This window comes from Staphylococcus sp. M0911 (assembly GCF_003491325.1).
In the GTDB taxonomy this organism is placed as follows: Bacteria; Bacillota; Bacilli; order Staphylococcales; family Staphylococcaceae; genus Staphylococcus; species Staphylococcus warneri_A.
This window is the reverse complement of record NZ_CP022881.1, coordinates 233070-257123: the sequence shown is the minus strand read 5'-3', so window position 1 is coordinate 257123 and position 24054 is coordinate 233070. Positions and strand designations below refer to the sequence as shown.

The 24054-nt window shown below is 33.5% G+C and carries 21 protein-coding genes and 2 pseudogenes; 13 read left to right on the top strand and 10 right to left on the bottom strand.

The features are described from left to right. The first annotated feature begins 54 nt into the window (after window positions 1-54). Window positions 55-2109, top strand: coding sequence for an amidase domain-containing protein (locus ssp1_RS01170; protein WP_075778267.1), 2055 nt, complete (start codon window positions 55-57; stop codon window positions 2107-2109). 63 nt (window positions 2110-2172) lie between these two features. Here the strand turns inward: ssp1_RS01170 and ssp1_RS01165 are convergent, their stop codons facing one another. Continuing rightward, the gene (locus ssp1_RS01165) at window positions 2173-4176 is read right to left on the bottom strand and encodes a midas domain-containing protein (protein ID WP_075778268.1); all 2004 of its coding nucleotides are present in this window, start codon (window positions 4174-4176) and stop codon (window positions 2173-2175) included. 231 nt (window positions 4177-4407) lie between these two features. Between ssp1_RS01165 and ssp1_RS01160 the strand changes: the two genes are divergently transcribed. From ssp1_RS01160 to ssp1_RS01140, 6 genes and pseudogenes are all read left to right on the top strand, one after another. After that, window positions 4408-4836, top strand: coding sequence for an organic hydroperoxide resistance protein (locus tag ssp1_RS01160; protein WP_049423200.1), 429 nt, complete (start codon window positions 4408-4410; stop codon window positions 4834-4836). A gap of 299 nt (window positions 4837-5135) precedes the next feature. Continuing rightward, window positions 5136-5309, top strand: coding sequence for a hypothetical protein (locus ssp1_RS11870; protein ID WP_162886109.1), 174 nt, complete (start codon window positions 5136-5138; stop codon window positions 5307-5309). A 245-nt stretch (window positions 5310-5554) separates the two neighbouring features. After that, window positions 5555-7702, top strand: a pseudogene (locus ssp1_RS01155) (MMPL family transporter); the annotation flags it as partial. Between the two features lie 566 nt (window positions 7703-8268). Then, window positions 8269-9195, top strand: coding sequence for a glycine betaine ABC transporter substrate-binding protein (locus tag ssp1_RS01150; protein WP_075778270.1), 927 nt, complete (start codon window positions 8269-8271; stop codon window positions 9193-9195). 212 nt (window positions 9196-9407) lie between these two features. Beyond that, window positions 9408-9980 (top strand): TetR/AcrR family transcriptional regulator, encoded by a 573-nt coding sequence (locus ssp1_RS01145; protein WP_107536018.1) that lies wholly within the window; start codon window positions 9408-9410, stop codon window positions 9978-9980. A 72-nt stretch (window positions 9981-10052) separates the two neighbouring features. Next, on the top strand, window positions 10053-10427 hold the full coding sequence (locus ssp1_RS01140; RefSeq protein WP_228077280.1) for a hypothetical protein: 375 nt from the start codon (window positions 10053-10055) through the stop codon (window positions 10425-10427). 105 nt (window positions 10428-10532) lie between these two features. On the opposite strand, the gene ssp1_RS01135 is transcribed toward ssp1_RS01140, so the two are convergent. Continuing rightward, entirely contained in the window at window positions 10533-11219 is a 687-nt protein-coding gene (locus tag ssp1_RS01135) for a flavin reductase family protein (RefSeq protein WP_107536017.1), read from the bottom strand. A gap of 161 nt (window positions 11220-11380) precedes the next feature. Next, window positions 11381-12556 (bottom strand): MFS transporter, encoded by a 1176-nt coding sequence (locus ssp1_RS01130; RefSeq protein WP_075778273.1) that lies wholly within the window; start codon window positions 12554-12556, stop codon window positions 11381-11383. A 244-nt stretch (window positions 12557-12800) separates the two neighbouring features. On the opposite strand from ssp1_RS01130, the gene ssp1_RS01125 reads away from it, so the two are divergent. Further along, complete coding sequence (locus tag ssp1_RS01125) at window positions 12801-13850, top strand: LLM class flavin-dependent oxidoreductase (RefSeq protein ID WP_075778274.1); 1050 nt, start codon at window positions 12801-12803, stop codon at window positions 13848-13850. Window positions 13851-13864: 14 nt separating this feature from the next. Beyond that, window positions 13865-14224 (top strand): hypothetical protein, encoded by a 360-nt coding sequence (locus tag ssp1_RS01120; RefSeq protein WP_002452034.1) that lies wholly within the window; start codon window positions 13865-13867, stop codon window positions 14222-14224. Between the two features lie 31 nt (window positions 14225-14255). On the opposite strand, the gene ssp1_RS01115 is transcribed toward ssp1_RS01120, so the two are convergent. Continuing rightward, complete coding sequence (locus ssp1_RS01115; protein ID WP_075778275.1) at window positions 14256-14732, bottom strand: peptide-methionine (S)-S-oxide reductase; 477 nt, start codon at window positions 14730-14732, stop codon at window positions 14256-14258. Between the two features lie 282 nt (window positions 14733-15014). On the opposite strand from ssp1_RS01115, the gene ssp1_RS01110 reads away from it, so the two are divergent. The 4 genes and pseudogenes from ssp1_RS01110 to ssp1_RS01095 all read left to right on the top strand — a co-directional run bounded on the left by ssp1_RS01110 (window position 15015) and on the right by ssp1_RS01095 (window position 18823). Next, window positions 15015-15944 carry a hypothetical protein gene (locus ssp1_RS01110; protein ID WP_118828080.1) on the top strand — a complete coding sequence of 310 codons (930 nt, stop codon included), beginning with the start codon at window positions 15015-15017 and terminating at the stop codon, window positions 15942-15944. Window positions 15945-16228: 284 nt separating this feature from the next. Further along, on the top strand, window positions 16229-17179 hold the full coding sequence (locus tag ssp1_RS01105) for a trypsin-like serine peptidase (protein ID WP_075778277.1): 951 nt from the start codon (window positions 16229-16231) through the stop codon (window positions 17177-17179). Between the two features lie 88 nt (window positions 17180-17267). Beyond that, window positions 17268-18457 (top strand): annotated as a pseudogene (locus ssp1_RS01100) (C47 family peptidase). Window positions 18458-18496: 39 nt separating this feature from the next. After that, complete coding sequence (locus ssp1_RS01095) at window positions 18497-18823, top strand: cysteine protease inhibitor staphostatin B (protein WP_075778279.1); 327 nt, start codon at window positions 18497-18499, stop codon at window positions 18821-18823. Window positions 18824-18878: 55 nt separating this feature from the next. On the opposite strand, the gene ssp1_RS01090 is transcribed toward ssp1_RS01095, so the two are convergent. The 6 genes from ssp1_RS01090 to ssp1_RS01065 form a co-directional block, all read right to left on the bottom strand. After that, entirely contained in the window at window positions 18879-19220 is a 342-nt protein-coding gene (locus tag ssp1_RS01090) for a membrane protein (RefSeq protein ID WP_002452373.1), read from the bottom strand. A gap of 133 nt (window positions 19221-19353) precedes the next feature. After that, window positions 19354-20121, bottom strand: coding sequence for a tyrosine-protein phosphatase (locus ssp1_RS01085; protein ID WP_075778280.1), 768 nt, complete (start codon window positions 20119-20121; stop codon window positions 19354-19356). A 236-nt stretch (window positions 20122-20357) separates the two neighbouring features. Beyond that, a complete protein-coding gene (gene phnE, locus ssp1_RS01080; protein WP_002452375.1) occupies window positions 20358-21173 on the bottom strand; it encodes a phosphonate ABC transporter, permease protein PhnE in 816 nt (271 codons plus the stop codon). Next, window positions 21170-21970 (bottom strand): phosphonate ABC transporter, permease protein PhnE, encoded by an 801-nt coding sequence (gene phnE / locus ssp1_RS01075; RefSeq protein ID WP_002452376.1) that lies wholly within the window; start codon window positions 21968-21970, stop codon window positions 21170-21172. Before phnE (ssp1_RS01075) ends, phnE (ssp1_RS01080) begins: the two co-directional genes overlap by 4 nt. Window position 21971: 1 nt before the next feature. Further along, complete coding sequence (gene phnC / locus ssp1_RS01070) at window positions 21972-22745, bottom strand: phosphonate ABC transporter ATP-binding protein (protein WP_075778281.1); 774 nt, start codon at window positions 22743-22745, stop codon at window positions 21972-21974. Window positions 22746-22920: 175 nt separating this feature from the next. Further along, complete coding sequence (locus tag ssp1_RS01065) at window positions 22921-23877, bottom strand: phosphate/phosphite/phosphonate ABC transporter substrate-binding protein (RefSeq protein ID WP_118828079.1); 957 nt, start codon at window positions 23875-23877, stop codon at window positions 22921-22923. Window positions 23878-24054 lie beyond the last annotated feature (177 nt).

Here is a 24054-nt window from a genome sequence, read left to right as displayed (position 1 = left end):
ATGTCCAATATGTATCTCAATCATTTTTCAAATATTTAAGGGAGCTAATCACAGATGTCTAAAGATAAATTCTTGATATATTTACTTACAACTACATTAATTGTGCCATCTTTCTCAACAGCACCCATAGCTAATGCTGCAGATGACCACTCAACAACGCCGTCTTCATCATCACAACAGCGTGATACTCAAAGTGACAATGATTCAACAAACAATGATGATAAACCTACTAAAGACACACAAGACGATGATGAAATGGACACACCACAACAAAAGCATGAAAAAACTAAGAAACCATCCCGTGAAGACACTAAAAAGGATGGACAAGACAAAGCGCAACAACAAAAGCATCACGGAACACAAACATCTGTTACAGATGATAATTATAAAAAATCACATCAATCAACAAATTTAATTAATCAATTTTATGATGGATTATCCACGCATCAATCTGACTTTAATCGATTATGGTCTCCAGACCAATATGACAATAGTTTTAGTTTAACAACTTTAATTCAAAATCTATTTCATTTTGACTCTGATATTTCAGACTATGAACAACCTTCTCATGAAGAAGATGATACAAATACAACGTCTGAAAATGAACAATCGAATAATAATGATACGATGACTGATAATGGTCAAGTTACAGATAATAGCGATAGCTCTGAAAAGGATCCACAACAAGACGAGTCTATTAAAGATAACCAATCTATTAATCGTCACGATAAGGAAAATAGTGACCTATCAAACCAAGACAATCATTCACAAAGTGATGAAGTTCAAGATCATCAACAAAGCGACAACAATCAACAAGATCATGCTTCAAATCAATCGGATGGTTCTAATGAGAATGACAAGTCAACATCACATCAAAGCATTTCCGACTCAGCAATTGATTCAATTTTAGATGAGTATAGTGAAGATGCAACGAAAACGCAAAAGCAGTATCAAACATCTAAAGATAAACACACTCAAGATGAAAAACAACAAGATACAACACCAAACAATACAAAACAGCAAGACGTCAATCCTCAACTTCCAACACCGGATGAATTAAAACATAAAACAAAGCCCGCACAATCATTTGAAGGTGATTTTAAACAATCGAATACACGTGCCACTGGATTGTTTCAACAATTACCTAAAATAGAAAACAGTACTTTAACAAATGGTGATATCAATATCGTTGATAGTAAAAGTACGAGAGATTTTATTAAAACGATTGCCAAAGATGCACATCAAATAGGTCAAAAAGAAGACCTTTATGCCTCAGTAATGATGGCACAAGCTATATTAGAATCTGATTCTGGTAATAGTGCTTTAGCACAGAAACCTAATTTTAATCTATTTGGCATTAAAGGAACTTATCAAGGTCAGTCAGTTTCATTTAATACTTTAGAAGCTGATAGCTCAAATAACATGTTTAATATTACAGCTGGATTCCGTAAGTATCCTGATACAAAAACGTCACTCGAAGATTACGCACGTTTAATTAAAAAAGGTATAGATGGTAATCCTAACATTTACCGACCAACATGGAAGAGTGAAGCATCTAATTACCAGTCAGCAACTTCTCATTTATCACGTACTTATGCGACTGATCCTAATTATGCTAAGAAATTAAATAGTATTATAAAGCATTATCATTTAACTGATTTTGATAAGAAAGACATGCCAAGTTTGGATAAATATAATCATACGATTCATAGCGATGATCAATCACAATCAAGTTTCAAACCATTCGAAGAAAGCGAAGGAAGTTCAAGCTATCCACAAGGACAATGTACATGGTATGTAGATCAACGTATGAAACAATTTGGTCAATATATTCATAGTAATTTAGGCGACGCACATCATTGGAATAATCGTGCAACACGAGAAGGTTATCAAGTATCTTCAACACCTAAAAAACATGCCGCAGTCGTTTTTGAAGCTGGTCAATTAGGTGCAGATACACAATATGGCCATGTTGCATTCGTAGAAAAGGTTAACGCTGATGGTTCAATCATCATTTCAGAATCAAATGTTAAAGGATTAGGTGTTATCTCATATAGAACCATTGATGCAGATGATGCAGCACAATTGGATTATATAACGGGTAAATAAATCACTCGGATTACACCATTAAAAAGAGCGAGACAAAGTTAACTTTGTCTCGCTTATTTTAATTTATTTTGACTTTTTACGTTGAATAAACCAGATTATACTACCACCGATAATGGCTATAACTAATGCAATAGGCATCCAATGCTGCTTAACTGTTTGACCTGCATCAGGCAATGATAGATTACCATCGTCATTAAATAATCCATCTAAGAATCCATCATTAGAACCCAGTGTTAAGCCTTTTTCAGGTGTAGGTGTGGGAATATCAGGGATACCATCCAACAGACTACCACCTGAATTAAGTTGATCTAATAAATGAGAACCGTTATTTGAATGTTGATTGATTCTATCAAAAATGCTTGGTCTATTCTTGATTGGAGAAACTATATAATCTAAATCTTTCTTAGCACTGTCCATCTTTTGTTGCAATTGCAATAAATCATTAGCTTTACCGTTAATGGCAGACTTGATTAAATCTAAAGCACTTGCTTTATCACTTTGTATGCGATTAATGATATCTGCTAGCACTTTTGCTTTTCCTTGTTCAATTCTCGTTGCTAATATAGTTTCAATTGCTTGTCGTTTATCTTTTGCATTATTTAATACATCATTTAAAATGTCATCCGCGCTCACATGTCCTTGTTTATCAATGTGTCGTTTGAGTTGCTCCACAATTTGTTGATTGGATAATTGGCCATTTGCTAATTGTTTCGCAATACGTTGTGCTTCTTTATCTCCTAATCGTGTAGCAAGTAGTTGCTTAATTAATTGTTGCTTATCTTTAGATTGATCTAACATTGATTTTAAAATATTATCTGATGACGTATGTGCAAGTCCATCCAACTGCTTATCAATTTGATTGGCAATTTGTTGATCTGTCTTTCCTTTCGTCTTTACGTGTTTCATTGCTTGTTTCGCTTCATTTTGACTCATTACTTTATCCAAAATGGATTGTGTCGCTTTATGTTTATCTTTGGATTGTTGCAACTGATTAAGTATTAAATCATGTTGTTGATTCATGCGTTGTTCTGTTTGACGAATATCTTGTTTTAAAGCCTGTTTACGTTGCTTGTTAAAATCACTTCGTTGATTGACATCCTTTTCTAGTGCCTTAAGTGTATCCCTTTTATTATTAATGTATTGATCATCATTCATTTTATTAGAAGCTAATTGACTAGAAATCGCTTGATCTATTTTGTCACTACCCTCTAATTCCTTTGTAATCTTTCCTACATGTTCATCTTGTTTATGATCAGATTGTTTCACATCCGCTTCGTTTGCAATGTGTTTTAAATCATCTAATGTTTGTTGTTCTTTAATGTTAGTTTGAGGCAGTTTTTTAGTAGTTTCTTGCGATTGATCTTTAGAATCTTGTTGTGCATCTTGACGTTGGTTAGATGCGCGCTTGGAACCCTGTTGTGTTTTTGTCGTGTTTGCATCTTCATCTAATGTTGTATCTTGTTTTATTTTATCTAAATCATCGAGCACTGACGTTTGGTTACGATTTGACGTTTGCTGCGTATCACGTACATTACTTTGACTTTGTACCTGATTCGTTTCATCGCTTTTTTGTTGAGGGTTATCAACCTTTTCTGAAGATACATCCAAATCCGCCAAAATTTTGTCTAGGTCTTTAGTAACATCATCATTGTCTTTAGTGTCTTTTACATTTTCATTATTCTTTTCAGTAGACGCGTTTTTATCTGAATTCGTTGTTTGATGTGTTTCTTTATCTAATAACTTTAATTTACGATCTTCTTTTTTAGCATCTTCTATTATCTTATCCAATGTTGCATTATCAGATACATCATCTAATTGTTTGTGGTAATCCTGTCTTGAATCTTCTTTTAAATGTGTAAGTCGATCAATGTCATCTTTAGCGTCATCGATTTTATCTTTCAATGACTCATCTTTTGATTCAGATGTATGAAATGAAGATGAGGTTTCTTTTGCTTGTGCTGTCATGTCACTAGCAAAACCATAACCTATCATTGACCCACTGATTAAAAGTGCTGAACAAGATAATTTCAAACACATGCTGACTTTGTCGAATTGTATATCTTTCATGTTTTCAATCTCCTTTAATCAATTGCCGTTTTAAAATTCATCTCCATTATATAACAAAGTGCTATAAAATTACACTTAGCATTTTTAATAGCATCTATTTATCTTATCAGTCAATATTAATAAACAAATAATTTGTAACTATATGTATATCCCCTTATAATTCAATCAAGTTAAATTAGTTAATTCGAATATATAATTTAACTTAATTTAATTAGAAACGGAGTTTTTGAAATGGCAGAATCAATTTATTCAACTACAATGATTAGTAATGGTGGCCGTGATGGTCGTGTATTTAGTCCAGATAATACGTTTGTCCAAAATTTAGCAACACCAAAAGAAATGGGCGGTCAAGGTGGTAATGATACTAACCCTGAACAATTATTTGCGGCAGGTTATAGTGCATGCTTTAACAGTGCACTATCATTAATTTTATCTCGTCATAAAGTTAATGACGCAAACCCAGAAGTTGAAATCACGATTGAATTAGTGAAAGACGCTACAGATAATGGATTCAAATTAGCTGCAGACATTGAGGTTACGTTAGAAAATGTATCTCAAGAAGAAGCTGAACAATATGTAGAACAAGCACATCAATTCTGTCCATATTCTAAAGCAACACGTGGCAATATTGATGTTAACTTAAAAGCCAACGCACAATAATTGTATTTAATTATTTATTGAACTCTTTCGTTTGATTAATGAACAACGCCTAAATACCTATTAAGTGGTGGTGAGTATCTAACTTGCCCCACTTTTTTTATATAAAGTTTTAACTCTTTGACGCATCATGGGGGAATCATGCCATAGTCATCCCAATTTCGATCTTTTTTATTAAAACTGTGTATTTAGCTTATTATTTAACTGAATACAGGGAATACAACTTATAATAAGCACTTTTTAATTTCATCTGACTTTCGCCCTATCAAATTTTTTGTTTCATACTGTTAGGAGGCATCCACATGGCTTTATCTATCATACTTATTATTTTAGGCATAATTTTAATCCTTATTTCTAAAATTATGATATATACTGACGAAAAACGCCATGAGTTAAAAGAGAAATTTTATTTACCTGGCTTATGTTTAGTATTGATAGGTATTTTAATTCTCATTGGTCATTTTGTCACAAGTTAACAGTGGCTATAACGACACATTAATCACGCTTCTTAGTTATCTTTTCAATAAAATGTCCAACAATTCTTACAATCTGTTTCATTTTTCAACGACTCAATAAAATTAATGGTGTTTCAAGCTGTTGAATCTTGTTAAATTAATAATTGTAACTTTAAAACACCACAGATTTCTCTCAATTAAATTGAGCTCAACTTCATAGCTCTGTCACAAGTTAACGAATAAAAAAACAAATAGGAGGAAATGTCTTGGCAAAACTTTTATACAAATTAGGCAAATTCATTGCTGAGCACAAATGGGTCAGTATCATTGCGTGGCTTTTGATTCTAGGCGTTATCATTACACCATTATTGATTAGCGCACCTAAATTTGATAGCAATATTACAATGAATGGTCTTAAATCATTAGATACAAATGACAAGATGTCAAAAGAGTTCCATCAAGATAGTGAAAAAGCATCGATGAAAATTGTAATACATTCTGATAAAAAGGATGGTATTACAGATAAAAGCACTAAGAAAGATATCGAAAAAGCACTTGATAATATTAAACAAGATGATGATTACGTACAAAACGTAAGTAATCCATATGAAACAAATCAAGTCAATGATGATAATGATACTGCAATTGCTACAGTCAATTATGTAGTCAACCAAACATCATTAAAAGATTCTTCTAAGAAAATTATCGATCGCGAAATGAAAGATGTGAAAGATGACCACAATGTTCAAATCGAACAAGCTCAAGGTGGTAGCGGTGGTTCTGAACCAGGTGGTAATTCAGAATTAGTTGGTATTGTCACTGCATTTATCATCTTATTAATTACATTTGGTTCATTAATCGCAGCAGGTATGCCAATTGTCAGCGCGATCATAGGACTAGGCTCAAGCATTGGTATCATTGCATTATTAACAAACGTATTCGATATTCCAAACTTTACATTAACACTAGCCGTAATGATTGGATTAGCTGTTGGTATCGACTATTCTCTATTCATCTTATTTAGATACAAAGAAATCAGGAAAAAAGGTACCCCACCTGTTGAATCCATTGCCTTAGCTGTTGGTACAGCAGGAAGCGCAGTTATATTCGCCGGCTTAACAGTTATGATTGCCGTTTGTGGTCTTTCATTAGTAGGTATTGATTTCTTAGCTGTTATGGGATTCGCATCTGCAATTAGTGTTTTATTCGCGGTACTTGCCGCTTTAACATTATTACCTGCATTAATTAGTGTTTTCCATAAACGTATTAAAATCAAAGACAAACCAGAAAAAAGTAAAGACCCTAAAAATCATCCATGGGCTAAATTTGTAGTTGGTAAACCAGTACTAGCTATTATTATTAGTTTAATTATTTTAATCGCAGCTATCATACCAATTTCTGGAATGCGTTTAGGTATGCCAGACGATAGCTTAAAACCTAACGATTCATCCGCACACAAAGCGTATAACTTAGTTACCGATAACTTTGGTGCCGGATATAACGGTCAAATTGCGATGCTTGTAAATACTAAAGACGGTGGCAGTAAAAAAGACATTGAATCTGATCTAAATAGCATGCGAAAAGATCTTAAAGATATGGATAATGTGGATACTGTCGAAAAACCTCAATTAAATGATAATAACCATTATGCATTAATCTCTATCATTCCTGAAGATGGACCTAATGCGCAATCAACAAGCGATTTAGTTTATGATTTACGTGATTATAATAAACAAGCCAAAGAAAAATACGACTTTAATACAGAAGTAACAGGCCAAAGCGTGATCAACATCGATATGGCTGAAAAATTAAATAATGCTATCCCAGTATTTGCTGGTGTTATCGTATTATTAGCATTTGTATTATTAGTATTCGTATTCCGTTCAATCCTTGTTCCATTAAAAGCCGTTCTTGGTTTCGTATTATCATTAATGGCAACACTCGGATTCACAACATTGGTCATGCAAGATGGCTTCCTTGGTGGCCTATTCGGTGTAGAAAACACTGGTCCACTATTAGCATTCTTACCAGTTATTACAATTGGTTTACTATTCGGTTTAGCCATTGACTACGAACTATTCTTAATGACACGTGTGCATGAAGAATATAGTAAAACTGGTGACAATGACCACTCTATTAGAGTAGGTATTAAAGAAAGTGGCCCTGTTATAGTGGCAGCTGCATTGATTATGTTCAGTGTATTTATCGCCTTTGTATTCCAAGACGATATGCAAATCAAATCAATGGGTATCTCACTAGCATTTGGGGTATTATTTGATGCCTTTGTCGTACGTATGACATTAATTCCAGCATTAACGAAATTATTTGGTAAAGGATCATGGTATTTACCTAAATGGTTAGGCAGCATCCTCCCAGAATTAGATATCGAAGGTAAAGCATTAGAACAAGATTCACATCAAGCTGAATCTCATGCATCTAACAATGAAGATCGTCATGGTGCTTACGCTACTGATCGTCGTGAAAGAGATGACAGAAACTTTGAAAGTGAACACCCATCACGTTTAGATCGTCAATATCATCGTGATGAAGATGAACGACGTTATCAAGATGATACACACCGTTCAACTTATACAAGCGAATCACACGTATCACGATTTGCATCCAATGAACCTAACGACGATGTAGATTATGAATCTTTATATAATAAACAAGGTAATGGTCACGATAATTATCCAAGACGTGACGACCGATTAGACGACCATTCTGAGCGTAGTCATTCATACGCACGTCGCTCTCAATCTCGTCCACAAAGTAACGAAGCACGTACAACTGATTTATTCAAACAGTTATCAAATCAAACGAATGATCAAGACATGCTATTTAATGCATTAATGTTATATGCAAGAGAAAATAGTAAAGATGTATACGATCAATATTCAAATCATACTGACAACAAACATCGTACCGATTTCAGTCATGACGATGATAGATATTAATCTTAAAAAGGAGGATATGCTGAATGTTTAAAACAAGAGGTTTCAAACTGTTAGGCCTGTTTGCCACTATTGCCTTAGCTATCGTGCTAAGCGCGTGTGGTAACGGGGGCGGAAGTTCATCAAAAGATGGCAATACTTCCCTAGGCAATAAAGAAATCGAATTACCATATATTGCTAGTGATAACTCAGCGCCACGTACATTAGTCATAGCTGAAGTTCTTAAAAAAGCGGGTTATGACGTTACAACTACACCTGTACAAGCAAGTGGTCCATTATATGCATCTGTAGCTGAAAATGCAGATTCATTCCATACGTCTGGTATTTTCCCATCTACAGATAAAAGTTACTACAATCAATATAAAAGCAAATTATCCGTTTACGACAAAAAGAACCTTGTCGATGATGTTAAAGTAGGCTTAGCCGTACCGAAATATGAACAAAATATCGACTCAATTGCAGACTTAAAAGATAGTAAGAAATTTGATAAAGAAATTCAAGGTACAGACGCTAGAAATGGTGTCATGAAACAAACTAAAAGTGAACTTGATGAAGATAATCTAGACGGTTATAGCCTAAAAGAATCTTCTGACCAAGATCAATTTAAAGCAGTTCAAAAAGCTTATAAACAACAACAACCAATTCTATTTACAGCAATGGATTCTAGTTGGTTCTCTAAAGAATTAGGCGTTAAAATGTTAAAAGATCCTGACAAAATTTATGGTAAAGAAGATCAACATATTAACTTAGTATTTAATAAAGAATTCAAAGCTAATCATCCAGCTGCATACACAATTGCAACACGTATGTCAGATGACTGGAGCAAAAAAGACGAAGATCAATTAGCTAAGAAAATCTTCAAAGACCAGAAAAATCCAGAACAAGTTGCCAAAGACTATGTTGATGACAACGATAATAAAGTAGATGAATGGTTAGAAGGTATTGATCATTAATTCTTCTAGTAAAATCTAATAACTCCGAGTAACAATCATGTAAGCAGGACTTGAGCTATCTATTCTCAAGTCCTGCTTTTTTGTGTTGTCTCCGTAATTCAATAATGGGTATTCCATGTAAAAAGCATTTATATTTGGTAAAATAACAACGTCTATGATAAATTATCTATCAATCTTATCTTAATAAAATGACTATTCGGGGAGTCCTGCTTATGACGACATCTACACAAAAACGTATGATAAAACATATTAATCAAACAGTTTTTGAATTATTAAATGACTATCACTTTGATGACATCACTGTACAGAAAATATGTAACGCTGCTGAAATTAATCGCAGTACATTTTATCGATATTTCCAAGATAAATATGACTTACTTTATTCATTAACAGAATATATGAAAGAAGCACTCGATTTAGATTCTTTACATCAGCACGGTTCAACAGATGCATTAGAATCATTTATCTCATTCATCAATACACATAAACCTGTATTTAAACATTTACTTGTCGCATCAAGACAAGACGATGTCTTTCGCAGCTTGACTCAATTCTGTAGTGAGAAAATATTAGAAGGTGCTGAGTGTAATAACGATTTATTAGCACATAAAATTATGAACAGCGATCATCCACAATTAATTGCTGATTTTTATAGTAGTGGGCTTATAGAAATTATAAGAAGATGGGTAGAGAATAATTACAATTACTCTGAAGCAGAAATTTTATCAGCATTACACGATACACTTGATTTTTCTAGCCCTGTCGATCATGTTTCTACCAACTAAATTTGGTGGTATTTCTGGTCATATCATTGATCAATAGATATTCAATCTGCCTACTTTTTTGGGGTTATCTTAATGTCAGCTGCTTCTATTCTCTTAGCTTTAACGCCTATCGTGTGGATAGTGCCCTTCCTTTCATCCTTAATCTTTGGTGTGAGTTATATTTTCATTACAGGTGTACTACTCGTTTGGGGTGTGAAGATATTTATGAAAAATGCGTCATTAGGTATCGGAATTCCATTTTTAATGTTAGCCGTTGGGCAAGTTTTGGGCTCAATTGTAGCAGGACCGTTTATAGAAGATTTAGGTTATACAATGACCTTTATTATATATGGTTTAATAGGTTTAGTCGCTTTATTACTATTTCCAAAAGTTGATGTACAACCTCCAAACGTACACATTGATGGTGACTATACAGAACTACAAAAAGTGAATAAAGATTTAATATAATTATCAATATGTCTAAATTATAATAGCCAGTCAATGTGTTTTTAACACCGCATCGACTGGCTATTATTTTATATTCAATGTTTAATTACGAAAGTGCTATTAACCTTAATCATCATTTTTATTATCGAAGTTTCTACCTTCTAATCCTGCTAATTCTTCTTTAGAAGCATGAGGTGCTTTCATTTCAAATACTTGATCAACAACTGTATAATCATAATATCCTAAACGTGCGATTGGACGAATTGATGGAATATCTAATTTTCCATCTTCAGTGATGACTTTATCATCGATATGCACTTGAGCAACACGTCCAATTACAATATCTACTGTGGATACAGGATCACCAGTTGGTATGCGAATCGTTTGAACATATTCACATTCGAAATGTACTGGGGACTCCTTTACTCTGTAGCCAGGTGCTTCAATACATGATTCTTTAGTGACCCCAGCATAGTCAAATTCATCTTCATCGGGTGCTAATGCTTTAGATGATAAATTAACCGCCTCTCTTAAATCATACGTAGCCATATTCCATACAAACCAACCCGTCTCTTCGGCATTTTTCACAGTATCTTTACGTTCGTGATCACCTAATACAGACTGATTCGCCGCAAACATAACCATAGGTGGATCCCAAGTTAAATTTTGGTATTGGCTATAAGGTGCTATATTATCTTTACCATCTTTCGAAACTGTAGATATCCAACCGATAGGTCTTGGTACTGTACTACTTTTAAACGGATCATGTGGCAATCCATGAGATTTAGTGCCTTGCTTTGGTGAATAATTCATCGTTTCTCACCCCTATTAAATATTTGTATTTCTTCAATCATATAATAGCTATGTATATAATTCTAATACTAAAAAACGATTCATTTATAGTCATACACTATAAATAAATCGTTTAAATATATATCATATCTATTAACCAAGTCATTCATTATGTTTTTTATTTAATGTGCACTTTCATCTTTAGGCATAAATAGCGATACAATAAATGAAATAAGTCCAATACATGCGATTGAAGCAAACATTAAGAAATATTGTGGTAATTTAGCGATATAAATCATTAGTATAGGTGCAATGGCTGTACCCATAAATAATATAACAGTATTAACTGATAAGAAGAATCCTTGATTATGTTTAACAGTCATACCCACCTTCGAAATGACTGATGGAATCGCAAATGCAATACCAGCAACAAATGTAACACTAAATAATGTGATACAAATAATATTTGTCGTGATTCCCATCAGTATCAGTGATAACGTACTTGTTAGTAAGGCAAGTGAGATCACACGCTTAATACCTATTCTGCCACTTAAACGGCCTCCTAACAACGATACTAGCATTCCTATCACACCAAATAATTTCACTAATGATGCTGTAGACATATCTCCATTCACTTTATCTGATAAGATATATAAATTTAAAATGGCATACATACTGATAAACATAATTAATAACGTAAATGAGATAAATAAACAGTATAAAACCTTTAAATTATCACGGAAATCTTTAAAGTTATTAAAGAATTTTACTAGTTGTACATCTGAATTTCGACGTGGGCTTTCCGGTACATAGCGGTAAATAACAAATATTAAGCACAAATATAATACAGTTAAAGTGAAATATACCCAATGCCAGTTAAGATGATGAACAATGAGTTCACTTAAGTTCTGCCCTAATACCCCCGATAACATGAAACTAGTACTAATAAAACTAATTGCAGTAACTCTTTTTTTAGCTGGATATGTTTCCGTCGTATACGTGATTGCTACTGGAGAAAATGTTGCAGCGAATATACCTTGTATTGCACGCATAATGAGTAATAGTGAAAATGATTGTACAAACCCGATAATAAAGCAAATGATGGTCAAACCGCTTAAACCTATTAATATGGTTTTTATTCTTCCATATTTGTCAGAAATCGTTCCATAAAACAAACAACTTATCGAATACATAATTGAAAAAATAACTCCATTTAATGTTGCTACCGATTGAGGTATATGAAAGGAATGCGCAAATGCTGCTGTAAGTGGAAGTGCAGTATATAAGCTACCCATAACGATAATTCCAGAGAAAAATAGAATTGTAGTGATTAGATTATAATGACGTTGTTCCTCCAATGATACCGATACTCCCTTTCTATTTATGATAACGATAACTATTATTACACTTTATCCAATAAAACTAAAGAACCTATTTAATTTTCAAAAAGTTTTAATTTTACGGCAAATTAAATTGTTATAACAAATATGCTTTTTTACCCCGAAAATAGCCTCAATAATGAGGCGAACAAATCGTATTGACTTTCAACTAACAACGATATATAATATATCCAGTATAAAAATTATATTGGAGGTGGCAACTATGAAAATTGAATTAGGATTAACTTCATTTGCCGATAATAGTGCGATTCATATGCCGGAAGGTTCAGAACTTCCTATTTCAAATGCACAACGCATTAGAAATATAGTAGAAGAAATAGAATTGGCAGATCAACTAGGCTTAGACATCTATGGCTTAGGCGAGCATCATCGTAAAGATTATGCTGTGTCAGATCCAGTGACTGTGTTAGCTGCTGCTGCACGTACTTTTCATATCAAACTGTCATCAGCTGTTACTGTTTTATCCTCTGATGACCCAGTCAGAGTATACGAGCGCTTCTCAACATTAGATGCTGTATCTAATGGTCGAGCTGAAGTAATGATAGGTAGAGGATCATTTATTGAATCTTTCCCATTATTTGGTTACAACTTAAATGATTATGAAGATTTATTTAATGAAAAACTTCAAATGCTATTAGAAATTAATAAGCATGAAATTATCAATTGGGAAGGCAAATTACGTCCTAGCGTTGAAAACACAGGCGTTTATCCTAGAATAGAACATGGCGAATTACCGATTTCTATCGCTACAGGTGGTACACCTGAATCATCATTACGAGCAGGTGCATTTGGTTTACCCATCACTTATGCTATTATTGGTGGTAATCCTAAACGATTCGCACGTAATATAGAAATTTACAAATCTGTTGCTGAATCATATGGACATGATCCATCTCAATTACCAATATCTGTACATTCTTGGGGATATATTGCTGACACTGACGAGCAAGCTAAACGCGAGTTCTTCCCTTCATTAAAAGCACATCAAGATGTACTTGGTAGAGAACGTGGTTGGCCACCTTTCAATGAACAATCTTTTGAACGAGAAATTGGAAGCGAAGGTGCGATATACTTAGGTAGCCCTGAAACAGTCGCACAAAAAATTATTGAAACTGTAGAAACTCTAGGTCTTAATCGTTTTATGATTCATACTCCAGTCGGATCAATGCCTCATGAAAAAACAATGCATTCCATCCGTCTTTTTGGGGAAAAGGTTAAACCTATAGTAGATAAATATTTTGAAGATAAATAGGAGGAAATATTTTTATGATTTTACGTTATGCTACAAATTTAAAACTTGCTAAAGAACTTTACGATGCATCAAAACCAAAATTACAAGGTGACCAAGGTATGTCAGATACATTCACAAATGTCTTCGGTATGCCTGAAAAATCAGTTAAATTAGCTGGTACGATTGAAGCAGCTGCTGCAGGCTTATTCGCAGTAAGCTTCTTAAGTAAAACTGCTTCACGTTTAGGCTCATTAGCTACAATTTCAGTACTAAGTGTAGCAGCTTACAAACACTTCGAAGCTGGACATGGTAAAAAAGGTGCTCAACATGCATTAGACTTATTAGGCTTAGCAACATTAAGCTTATTCGATACTTTTGACGGTAAACGCAAATAATTAACACGGAGGTCACATTAAGTGACCTCTTTTATTTATATTTATTTAACATATGCATGGGTATATGACACAAATGATGATCTTCAGGATAATTTTCCAATCTATCTTGATGTTCGTGCGCACTTTTTACATAGTTAGACAGAGGTAAGACTTCCACTACAATATAATCACTATCTTCACGCTCATTAATAAAAGTTTGTGCTTCCTTCAAATGTTGCGTATTTTCACTATATAATCCTGTTCTATATTTCTTACCTATATCTTGACCTTGTTGATTTAAACTATAAGGATCAATCACTTCAAAAAGATATGCCATAATATTACGAATAGTTAAACTATCCGGATCAAATGTTAACTTTACACATTCGGCATAACCATCGTATTCACCACTCAAATTTGATGTTGTTCCATTAGCTCTTCCAGCTTCAGTTGATACGATACCTGGTATAGTTTTAAAAAAAGCTTGAACGCCCCACAAACAACCGCCAGCTACATATACTATTTCCATCGTTCTCACCTCTTTATATGTATTCTACATAATATAAAGCCTTATCAAAAGTACTTACTTTGTTAGATAATATTAAGTGTTATTACATGATTGATGATTAGAGTGACAAAACTGTTATTTCATTGACACCTGATTCATAGGGCTTTCAAATGATTTGATGCTATATTTATATTGTACATAACGAAGTTTTGATAACTAAACATTTAACTTTATGAGTTAACTACAATAACTTAGATAAGATTTCTTTACTGTATAAATAAATATATTCAAGGGGAGATTTTTTTGACTCATCATTCTATCAAATACTTAATCGGCGCAACTATCACTACTTCTGCTTTATTTCTTACATCACATCACGAGGCTTCAGCTGCAACTATAGAAAATAATCAAGTAGACCAAGGTTTTAACCATCAGTCGAATGGTAATGCCATCACTCAAGCTAATCAAACAGATTCAACTTATAATCACGACGAAAATGGTAACCCTATTACTGCGGAAAATAACATCGATAGCAGTTTTAATCACGACCAAGACGGCAATCCTATTGCCTCGGACAATAATATCGATAACAATTTTAATCATAATCAGAATGGCGATGCTATCGTTGCTGAGGATAATGTAGATGCTGGATTCAACCACGATGAAGACGGTAATCCTTTAATGACAGCTAATAGCGTTGATAGTGACTTCAATCACGACCAAGACGGCAACCCTATTGCTTCTGATAACAACATCGATAACAATTTTAATCATAATCAGAATGGCGATGCTATCGTTGCTGAGGATAATGTAGATGCTGGATTCAACCACGATGAAGACGGTAATCCTTTAATGACAGCTAATAGCGTAGATAGCAACTTCAATCATGACCAAGACGGCAACCCTATTGCCTCAGACATTAACATCGATAACAATTTCAATCATGATCAAAATGGCGATGCGATTGTTGCGAATGATAATGTGGATGCTGGCTTTAACCATGATGCAGTTGGACAACCTATTCATGCTAACAACCAAGCAATGATAAGTCGTTCAATGCAACAATCACATGATTCTACATCATCGCAATCAGCTATAACAACTCATCACCAATCAAAATCATTACCTGCAACCGGCCAAGAAAGAACACGTTCACCATACATCGGTTTTGTCATCACACTCGTTTTAGGTGTAGCTTTTATTTTATTAAGAAAATCATCTGCTAAAAAATAGGTTCACCATTTAAACACTTTTAATTTCATTACAATATATAATGCATAGAAGCACTAGCTAATTACTATTTATTTTATAGTTTTAGCCAGTGCTTTTTATATGGTTAATATCCATTTTTGCACAATTAAATAATATAAAATGATATTTAATTCAATCTTATAGAAAACATTTCATAAAACACTATTTTCTACAAAACTTTTTTAATTATTTTATATATTTGTATTGACTTAAAAATTTTTGGTGTTATATTTGTGTTGGAAATATTATTTTTAGGAGGTTTTAAAATGAAAGTTAAGTTTTTAACAGCAAGTTCTTTGTTAATTGCAACTTTGACATCAGCGACATTAATTAATCCAGCACATGCAGAAACGACATCATCAACCGATAATCACCAACAAACCACACAATCTCAACAACAAAAGACACCGAAGATTGATAAAGGTAATAACGTCAAACCTGTTGAAAAGAAAGAACGCGCAAATGTCATACTGCCTAACAATGATCGACATCAAATTAATGATACAACGTTAGGTCACTATGCTCCTGTTACTTTCGTTCAAGTTCAATCAAACGAAGGTACATTTATTGCATCAGGCGTTGTTGTTGGTAAAGACAAACTTTTAACTAACAAGCATGTTGTAGATGCGACTCACGGAAATCCACGCGCTTTAAAAGCCTTCCCTTCTGCAGTTAATCAAAATAATTATCCAAATGGTGGCTTTACTGGAGAACAAATCACTAAATATCCAGGCAATGCTGACCTAGCCATCGTTAAATTCTCACCTAATGACAAAAATCAAAATATTGGTGAAGTTGTTACACCAGCCACTTTAAGTGACAATGCGGATACAAATCAAAATCAACCTATCACCGTTACTGGTTACCCAGGAGATAAACCGCTTGCTACAATGTGGGAAAGTAGAGGTAAAATCACTCAAATACAAGGTGAAGATATGCACTATGACTTAAGTACAACTGGTGGCAATTCAGGTTCCCCTGTATTCAATAGCCGTAACGAAGTCATTGGTATTCATTGGGGTGGCGCAGCCAATAGCTATAATGGCGCTGTCTTTATCAACAAAGATGTACAAAACTTCTTAAAACAAAATATTGAAGACATTAATTTCTCAAATAGCGACAATAATGACGACAATGATAACAATAATGGCACAGACGATAATAACAATAATAATAACGATGACGATAATAACTATGATAATCCAGACGCAGCGTAACTTGCCACACATATTAATATAAAAATTCAGAATAAACAGACAACGTATACTTATAAATCAATCATCAAACATTATCGGAGGTTGTTAAATGCATCATTCATATAAACATATATCATTTAAATTAATGAGTATTCTCTTATTCGCCATACTTTTATTATCAACCATTGCTTTTACTGACCTTAACAAATCTTATGCCGCACAGAAGTCCAATCAACTAGAAATTAACGTTAAAAATGATAAAGTTCCTCAAAAAGTACAGAATCTAGCACAACAACAATATAAAGGCTATGCCCAAGCTCTAGACAAACAAAAAACAGCCAACCTGGTGACTATCAATTAGGCGAAGCATTTAAGATCTATAAATTTAATGGTGAAGAAGATAATAGTTATTATTATCCAGTATTAAAAGATGGCAAAATCATTTATACATTAACAGTCAGCCCTAAAAGTGAAGATGATTTAAAACAATCTAAAGAAAATGCAAACTATAGTGTGAAAATCTCAAATTTCATCGCTAAAGATCTAGATGCTATCAAAGACAAGCACACAAATATAACTATTTTAACTGATGAAAAAGGTTTCTACTTTGAAGAAAATGGACAAGTTAAATTAATTAAAGCCACACCGCTTCCTACAAACATCAAAGACAAAGAAAACAATCAACATATGTCATCTCATCTTAAACAACAACTTAAAGCAACATCTGAGCCAACAAAAATAAATGAAAATCAAGCAGCTGAAGCCGACCAAGACAATCAAGTTCAATATGAAAATACATTAAAAAACTTCAAAATAAGAGAACAACAATTTGATAATTCATGGTGTGCTGGATTTAGTATGGCTGCCTTACTGAATGCCACTAAGAATACCGATAAGTATAATGCACACGATATTATGAGAACGCTATATCCAAATGTTAGCGAAGAAGAATTACCACAATTCTCAACTAACCCACAACAAATGATTAAGTACGGTAACTCACAAGGTAGAGACATTCAACATCAAAGTGGTATGCCTTCTTATAATCAAGTTGACCAATTAACTAAAGATAATAAGGGAGCTATGATATTAGCTCATAGTGTTGAAAATAATCCTAATGACCCTCATCTCGGTCACGCGATGGCAGTTGTCGGTAATGCTAAAATTAATAACGAAGAAAAACTGATTTTCTGGAATCCATGGGATACTGATTTATCTATTCAAGATGCCGATTCTAATTTACTTCATTTATCATTCAACAGAGACTATACATGGGACGATACAATGATAGGTTATTAATAAACATAATATAGATATTGATTGAAGGCAGGCGACGCTATGTATCAACTCCACTTTATTCATATTAATGACGACGCACTTACACTCACAAAGTCACAGCAAGACACGATTCACTTATTTTTGGGTAATTGGATTAACCCATCAGCTCAAAAATCTATTAGCATTCAAACTGGCGTTGATACGAATCACAATCAATATCAAATTCTTCAAATTGATACCGAACATCAACGTATTAAACTGACATCTGAAGTAGACCCTCAACTCATGTATATTTTAGACTATGAAGATACAAACCATATTTTCATACAAACGTCAGTTAAAGATTCGTACGGCACATCAAGACCCATAAGATACGAAAAAATCTAATACTACATTTAAAGCGTCGTTCAAAGTCATTGAACGACGCTTCCCTTATAAATAATTAATCAATTAATAATTGAATACCTCTGACGATATTAATAATAAATAATACCCCTGATCCTACGATAAATGCGATACCCAAAATAAACAAAATAACCATTAAAACAGTACTTTGGTTGTAAACTGCTGGTGCCATTACAAAACAAATAATTGCTAAAACCATACAAACCCAAGACATAACATGGTTTAATAACGCTTTTTTAGAGTACGTTGATGCAGGTGCATCTGCAACGATCCAAACAATAATTGGAAAAAGTACAGGTGCAAAGAATATACTTAAATAACTTAATGAACCCAATACATTACTTGTTCTATCGTTAACTATTTTTTGATTATCTTCCATCTTTATCACCTCTTCATTTTAAAGGTTAATTGATTTCCCAGGTTATTTATCCTTACCACTCTTCGTTTAACCTTATACATTATATTTATGAGTATTGTCTACATTATTTTTCATTATTCCTTTAAATTTATTCTTAAAACCATCTTAGAAATCGTCTCACCATCTCTGGTTCACATGGTCTATCCGAATAAACCACTTCATTGTTCACGATGGCTTTGGCATTTTCAATCATTTCTTCTATTTTATTTCTATAAGGTATTAACTTTCGTTCATCAAACAATTGATTTAAGGCGAATGGTCTATGCTCTACAGAATGTGCATCCGATGCTATAAAGTGTGCTAAATGGCAATCCATAAAACGTAATGATAATTTTTGAACACTTCTACCGAAATCACCTAACAATGAACTCGCTGTCAATTGACTCAATGCCCCGTTACAAATCAACTCATATAAGAGATAAGGGTTTTTGGCAATTGCTTTATTACGTTCTGGATGCGCTATGATTGGTATATATCCTAAAGATTGCAATTCATGACACAGTCGATTAGCAATATCAGGCACATCACCAAACGGTAGCTTAATCAATAAATATCGTGATTTATTTAATCCTTGTATACTGCCATACTCAATTTCTTTAATCATTGCTTCTGTGAGCCTTACCTCTTGACCTGGAAATAATTCGATACCTAAGTCTTTAATTTCTGGTATCTTTCTCATTTCTGCTAATTTTAAAGAAACGTTTTGAAAGCTATTGTTAAATTTAGGGTTTAGATGGTGCGGTGTAGCTATAACGCCTGTGATACCTTCCTCTTTAGCTTGAATAAGCAATTGAATCATTGCTTGCTTAGTTTTTGGGCCATCATCCATATTAACCAATATATGGTTATGAATATCGATCATGATTTGTCATCTCCGTCATTTAATCATATATAATAGTGTTTAAACATTTAGTATATCCTTACAACATCAAAACATATTATATAAAATATTTATTAAATATTATTATACCACGATGACTTATGAATACATATTCGATTGCTAACTATATTTTCATCCTTAAATGAGATTTTCTATAAAAAAAATGCTTCATAAAAAAAGAGTTTCCCATAATGAGAAACTCTAGCCTATCTGCTTATTTAAACGATACGTTTACGTATTGCACCAGAAATCAAATCAACGATAGCTACCATGACTACTAGTCCAATTAATATAATACCTACACGATCCCAAGAACGTGTTTGAATTGCAAAGATCAGTGGCGTCCCAATACCGCCTGCACCTATTAAGCCAAGAATCGAAGCAGAACGTAAATTCAACTCAAATCGATAAAGGATTAATGATAAAAATGATGGTAAAATTTGGGGAATAACTGCAAACACTAACGTCTTCATTTTATTAGCACCGCTTGCTTTTAAAGATTCTACGGCACTAAAATCCAAACTCTCAATATCTTCTGCTAATAATTTACCTAACATACCAACAGAATGAATACCGAGTGCCAAAACACCTGAAAATGAGCCAGGGCCTACTGCTTTAATAAAGATTAATGCCATGACAATTTCTGGAAATACTCGAATAACACTAAGTATAAATTTGCTTATTCCTGAAACAGGTCGTAACTTCACCATATTTTGAGCACCTAAAAATGCAAGCGGAATACAAATAATGGCCGCTATAAAAGTACCAATCACTGCAATAGCAAATGTTTCTAATAACCCTCTTAATAAATCTTCGCCTTCAGGAATATAAATATAATTTAAATCTGGGTGAAACAAACCGTTAAAAATCGCTTTTAATATTTCAATAGATTTACTTTTGAGTTCTAAACTAGGCACACCTGAAAAAGCCCAAATAATTATACTCACTACTACAATTGCAATGAGCCACTGTTTAATCAACTTTTTGCGATGATTTTTAGTGTGTAATGGATATTGCGTTTCTTTAGTCGTCATGCGAGTTGTTCCCTCACTTTCGTACTAACGTAATCAATGATGACTACGATAACCAGCGTGAATAAAATAATCGTAGCTGTTTTCGGATATTGAAATAGACCTAACGTTTGATCGTAAAATAATCCAATACCACCCGCACCTACTAAACCTAGCACAGCTGAAGCACGTATATTCACTTCGAATGCATAAAGTACATATGAGGCAAATGATGATATCGCTTGTGGCACTACACCATAAACAATCCATTTCACCTTATTTGCACCTACCGCCGTCATCGCTTCCATAGGACCTGGGTCAATCGTTTCTAAAGATTCGTACAATAGCTTACCAATGATACAAATCGTTAGAATAAATAACGCTAAAATACCAGGAATTTGACCAATACCAAACACAGCAACAAATATCGCCGCAAGTAGTAAATCTGGAATCGTACGGACAATATTCAAAATAAATCGTGCAGGTATATTAATCCATTTCTTCTGTACTATATTACTGGCGCATAATAATGCAACTGGAATAGACACGATGCTTCCTAATACAGTACTAACAATCGCCATTCTAATTGTGTCTAACATGGGTTGTGTAATTTGACTTAAGTAGCTCATATCAGGTGGAATCATTTGGGCAAACAAATCACCTATTTGAGGTAAGCCAACCATTAAGTCCCCAACATTAAAACCTGTATAAATAAAACTCCAAACAATTAACACAATGAGTAATACAAATGTAAAACTTGTCTTGAGCGACATTTTACGCTTTAAATATGTATCATAATTCTGTTGTACTGGTGCGGTCATACTAATTCACTCCCAGCTTTTCATCTTCACTAATTGTTCGTCCATAAATGTCACTAAAGACGTCATCTGTCGCTTCAGAAGCAGGCCCATCATAGACCACTTCACCATCGCGTAATCCAATAATACGAGTACCATATTCTCTTGCTAAATCGACAAAGTGTAAGTTAATTAAAATCGTAATGCCTAATTCTTGATTGATCTTCTTTAAATCATCCATAACTTGTTTCGTTGTTAAGGGGTCTAATGATGCTACAGGTTCATCTGCCAATATGATTTCAGATTCTTGGCATAAGGCACGCGCTATTGAAATACGTTGTTGTTGTCCACCTGAAAGTTCATCCGAACGTTGATCATATTTATCTAAAATATTTACGCGCTCAAGTGCATGCATCGCTTTAATCTTATCTTCTTTAGGAAATAACCCAAGTACCATTTTCCAAGTCGGATGATAGCCTACTCTCCCACTTAATACATTTCTCAATACACTAGAACGTTTGACTAGATTAAAATGTTGGAAAATCATACCAATGTTGCGGCGCATTTCAAGTAATTCTTTACCTCGTGCTTTCGTTATCGATTGACCTTGAATGAAAATTTCCCCAGAGGTAATATCATGGAGACGATTGACTGATCTAAGTAACGTAGATTTACCTGCCCCAGATAAGCCAACAATAACCGCAAATTCTCCCTTTTCTATTTCTAAATTAATATTTTTTAATCCGACATGCCCGTTAGGATAAACCTTACTGACATCTTTAAATTCTATTTGACTCATGTTTGACACCTTTCTTTTACAAAGAAATACTAAGGTGAATTGAATATCATCCTCTCCCAATAATTTATCCAATTCAACACTTAGCATTTCAAAGTCATGTACTTTGTTTAAGTCATTTGAACTATATTTACATCAATATGACGCGCTTCATTTATTAATGTAGTCTCTGTATGCATTACTTCATATCTTTAACTGCTTTTTCATTGTCTCTAACAACATCAAATTTAGAATCATCTGTATCAGTATAACCTTCATGTGAGTATACTTCTTTAATGATTTTGTGTCCCTCTTTAGTTTTTGAAATATCTTTAAATGCTTTTTTCAACTTATCTTGGAATTTTTTATCCATATCTGGTCTTACAGAAATCGTATCATTCGGAATGGCATCCGTAAGTTTTAAAATTCTAGTATCTTTGAATACATCTGGTTGGTCTTTCTTAACAATATTACGTGCATCATTAAATACGGCTGCTGCATCTACATCACCATTTAATAATGAAATGATAGCTTGGTCATGGCCTTTAACGTTCACGATTTTCATATCCTTAGTTGCATTAATACCCGCTTCTTCTTTTAATGTAGCTAATGGGAATGTGTAACCTGCCGTTGAAGTTACATCTTGTAAAGCAATTTTCTTACATTTTAAATCTTTTAAACTTTTAATATCTGAGTCTTTTTTTACTAAAATTTCTGATTTGTAGTCATCCACAAGTTTATTGTTAGGTGAACCATCTTTGTTCACACCGTAACGTTGTGCTTGTAATAATAAATCTGCTGCTTTTTGATCATGTGCTAATGTGTAAGCTGTAGGAGGTAAGAAGCCGACATCTACTTTTTTAGATTTCATGGCTTCTACAATTGTATTGTAGTTGGTAGAAACGGATACTTTAACTGGCATATCCAATTCTTTAGACAGAAGTTTTTCAAGTGGTTTCGCTTTCGCTTCTAATTTATCTGCATTTTGTGAAGGTACGAATTGTACCGTTAATTCTTTTGGTTTATAATCTCCAGATTTAGAATCTGAACCTTTGTCAGAGCTCTTTTGATTATCTAAAGAGCTTGAATTTCCACATGCTGCCGTAAACATAATGACTGATAAAACAAGAATCAATAAATACTTCAATTTTTTCATCTAATAACTGTCCCTTCTTATACGTATTTGGTGTAATATGTATATAATAAAATTACACTTATAGATTATCACATATTAAAGTAAATTTGTATTATATTAAAATGAATTTTAATAACACATTTTTAAATACGCTTAAAGGTTTTGTAAATTTTATTAAATACCACACAATGTAAACGT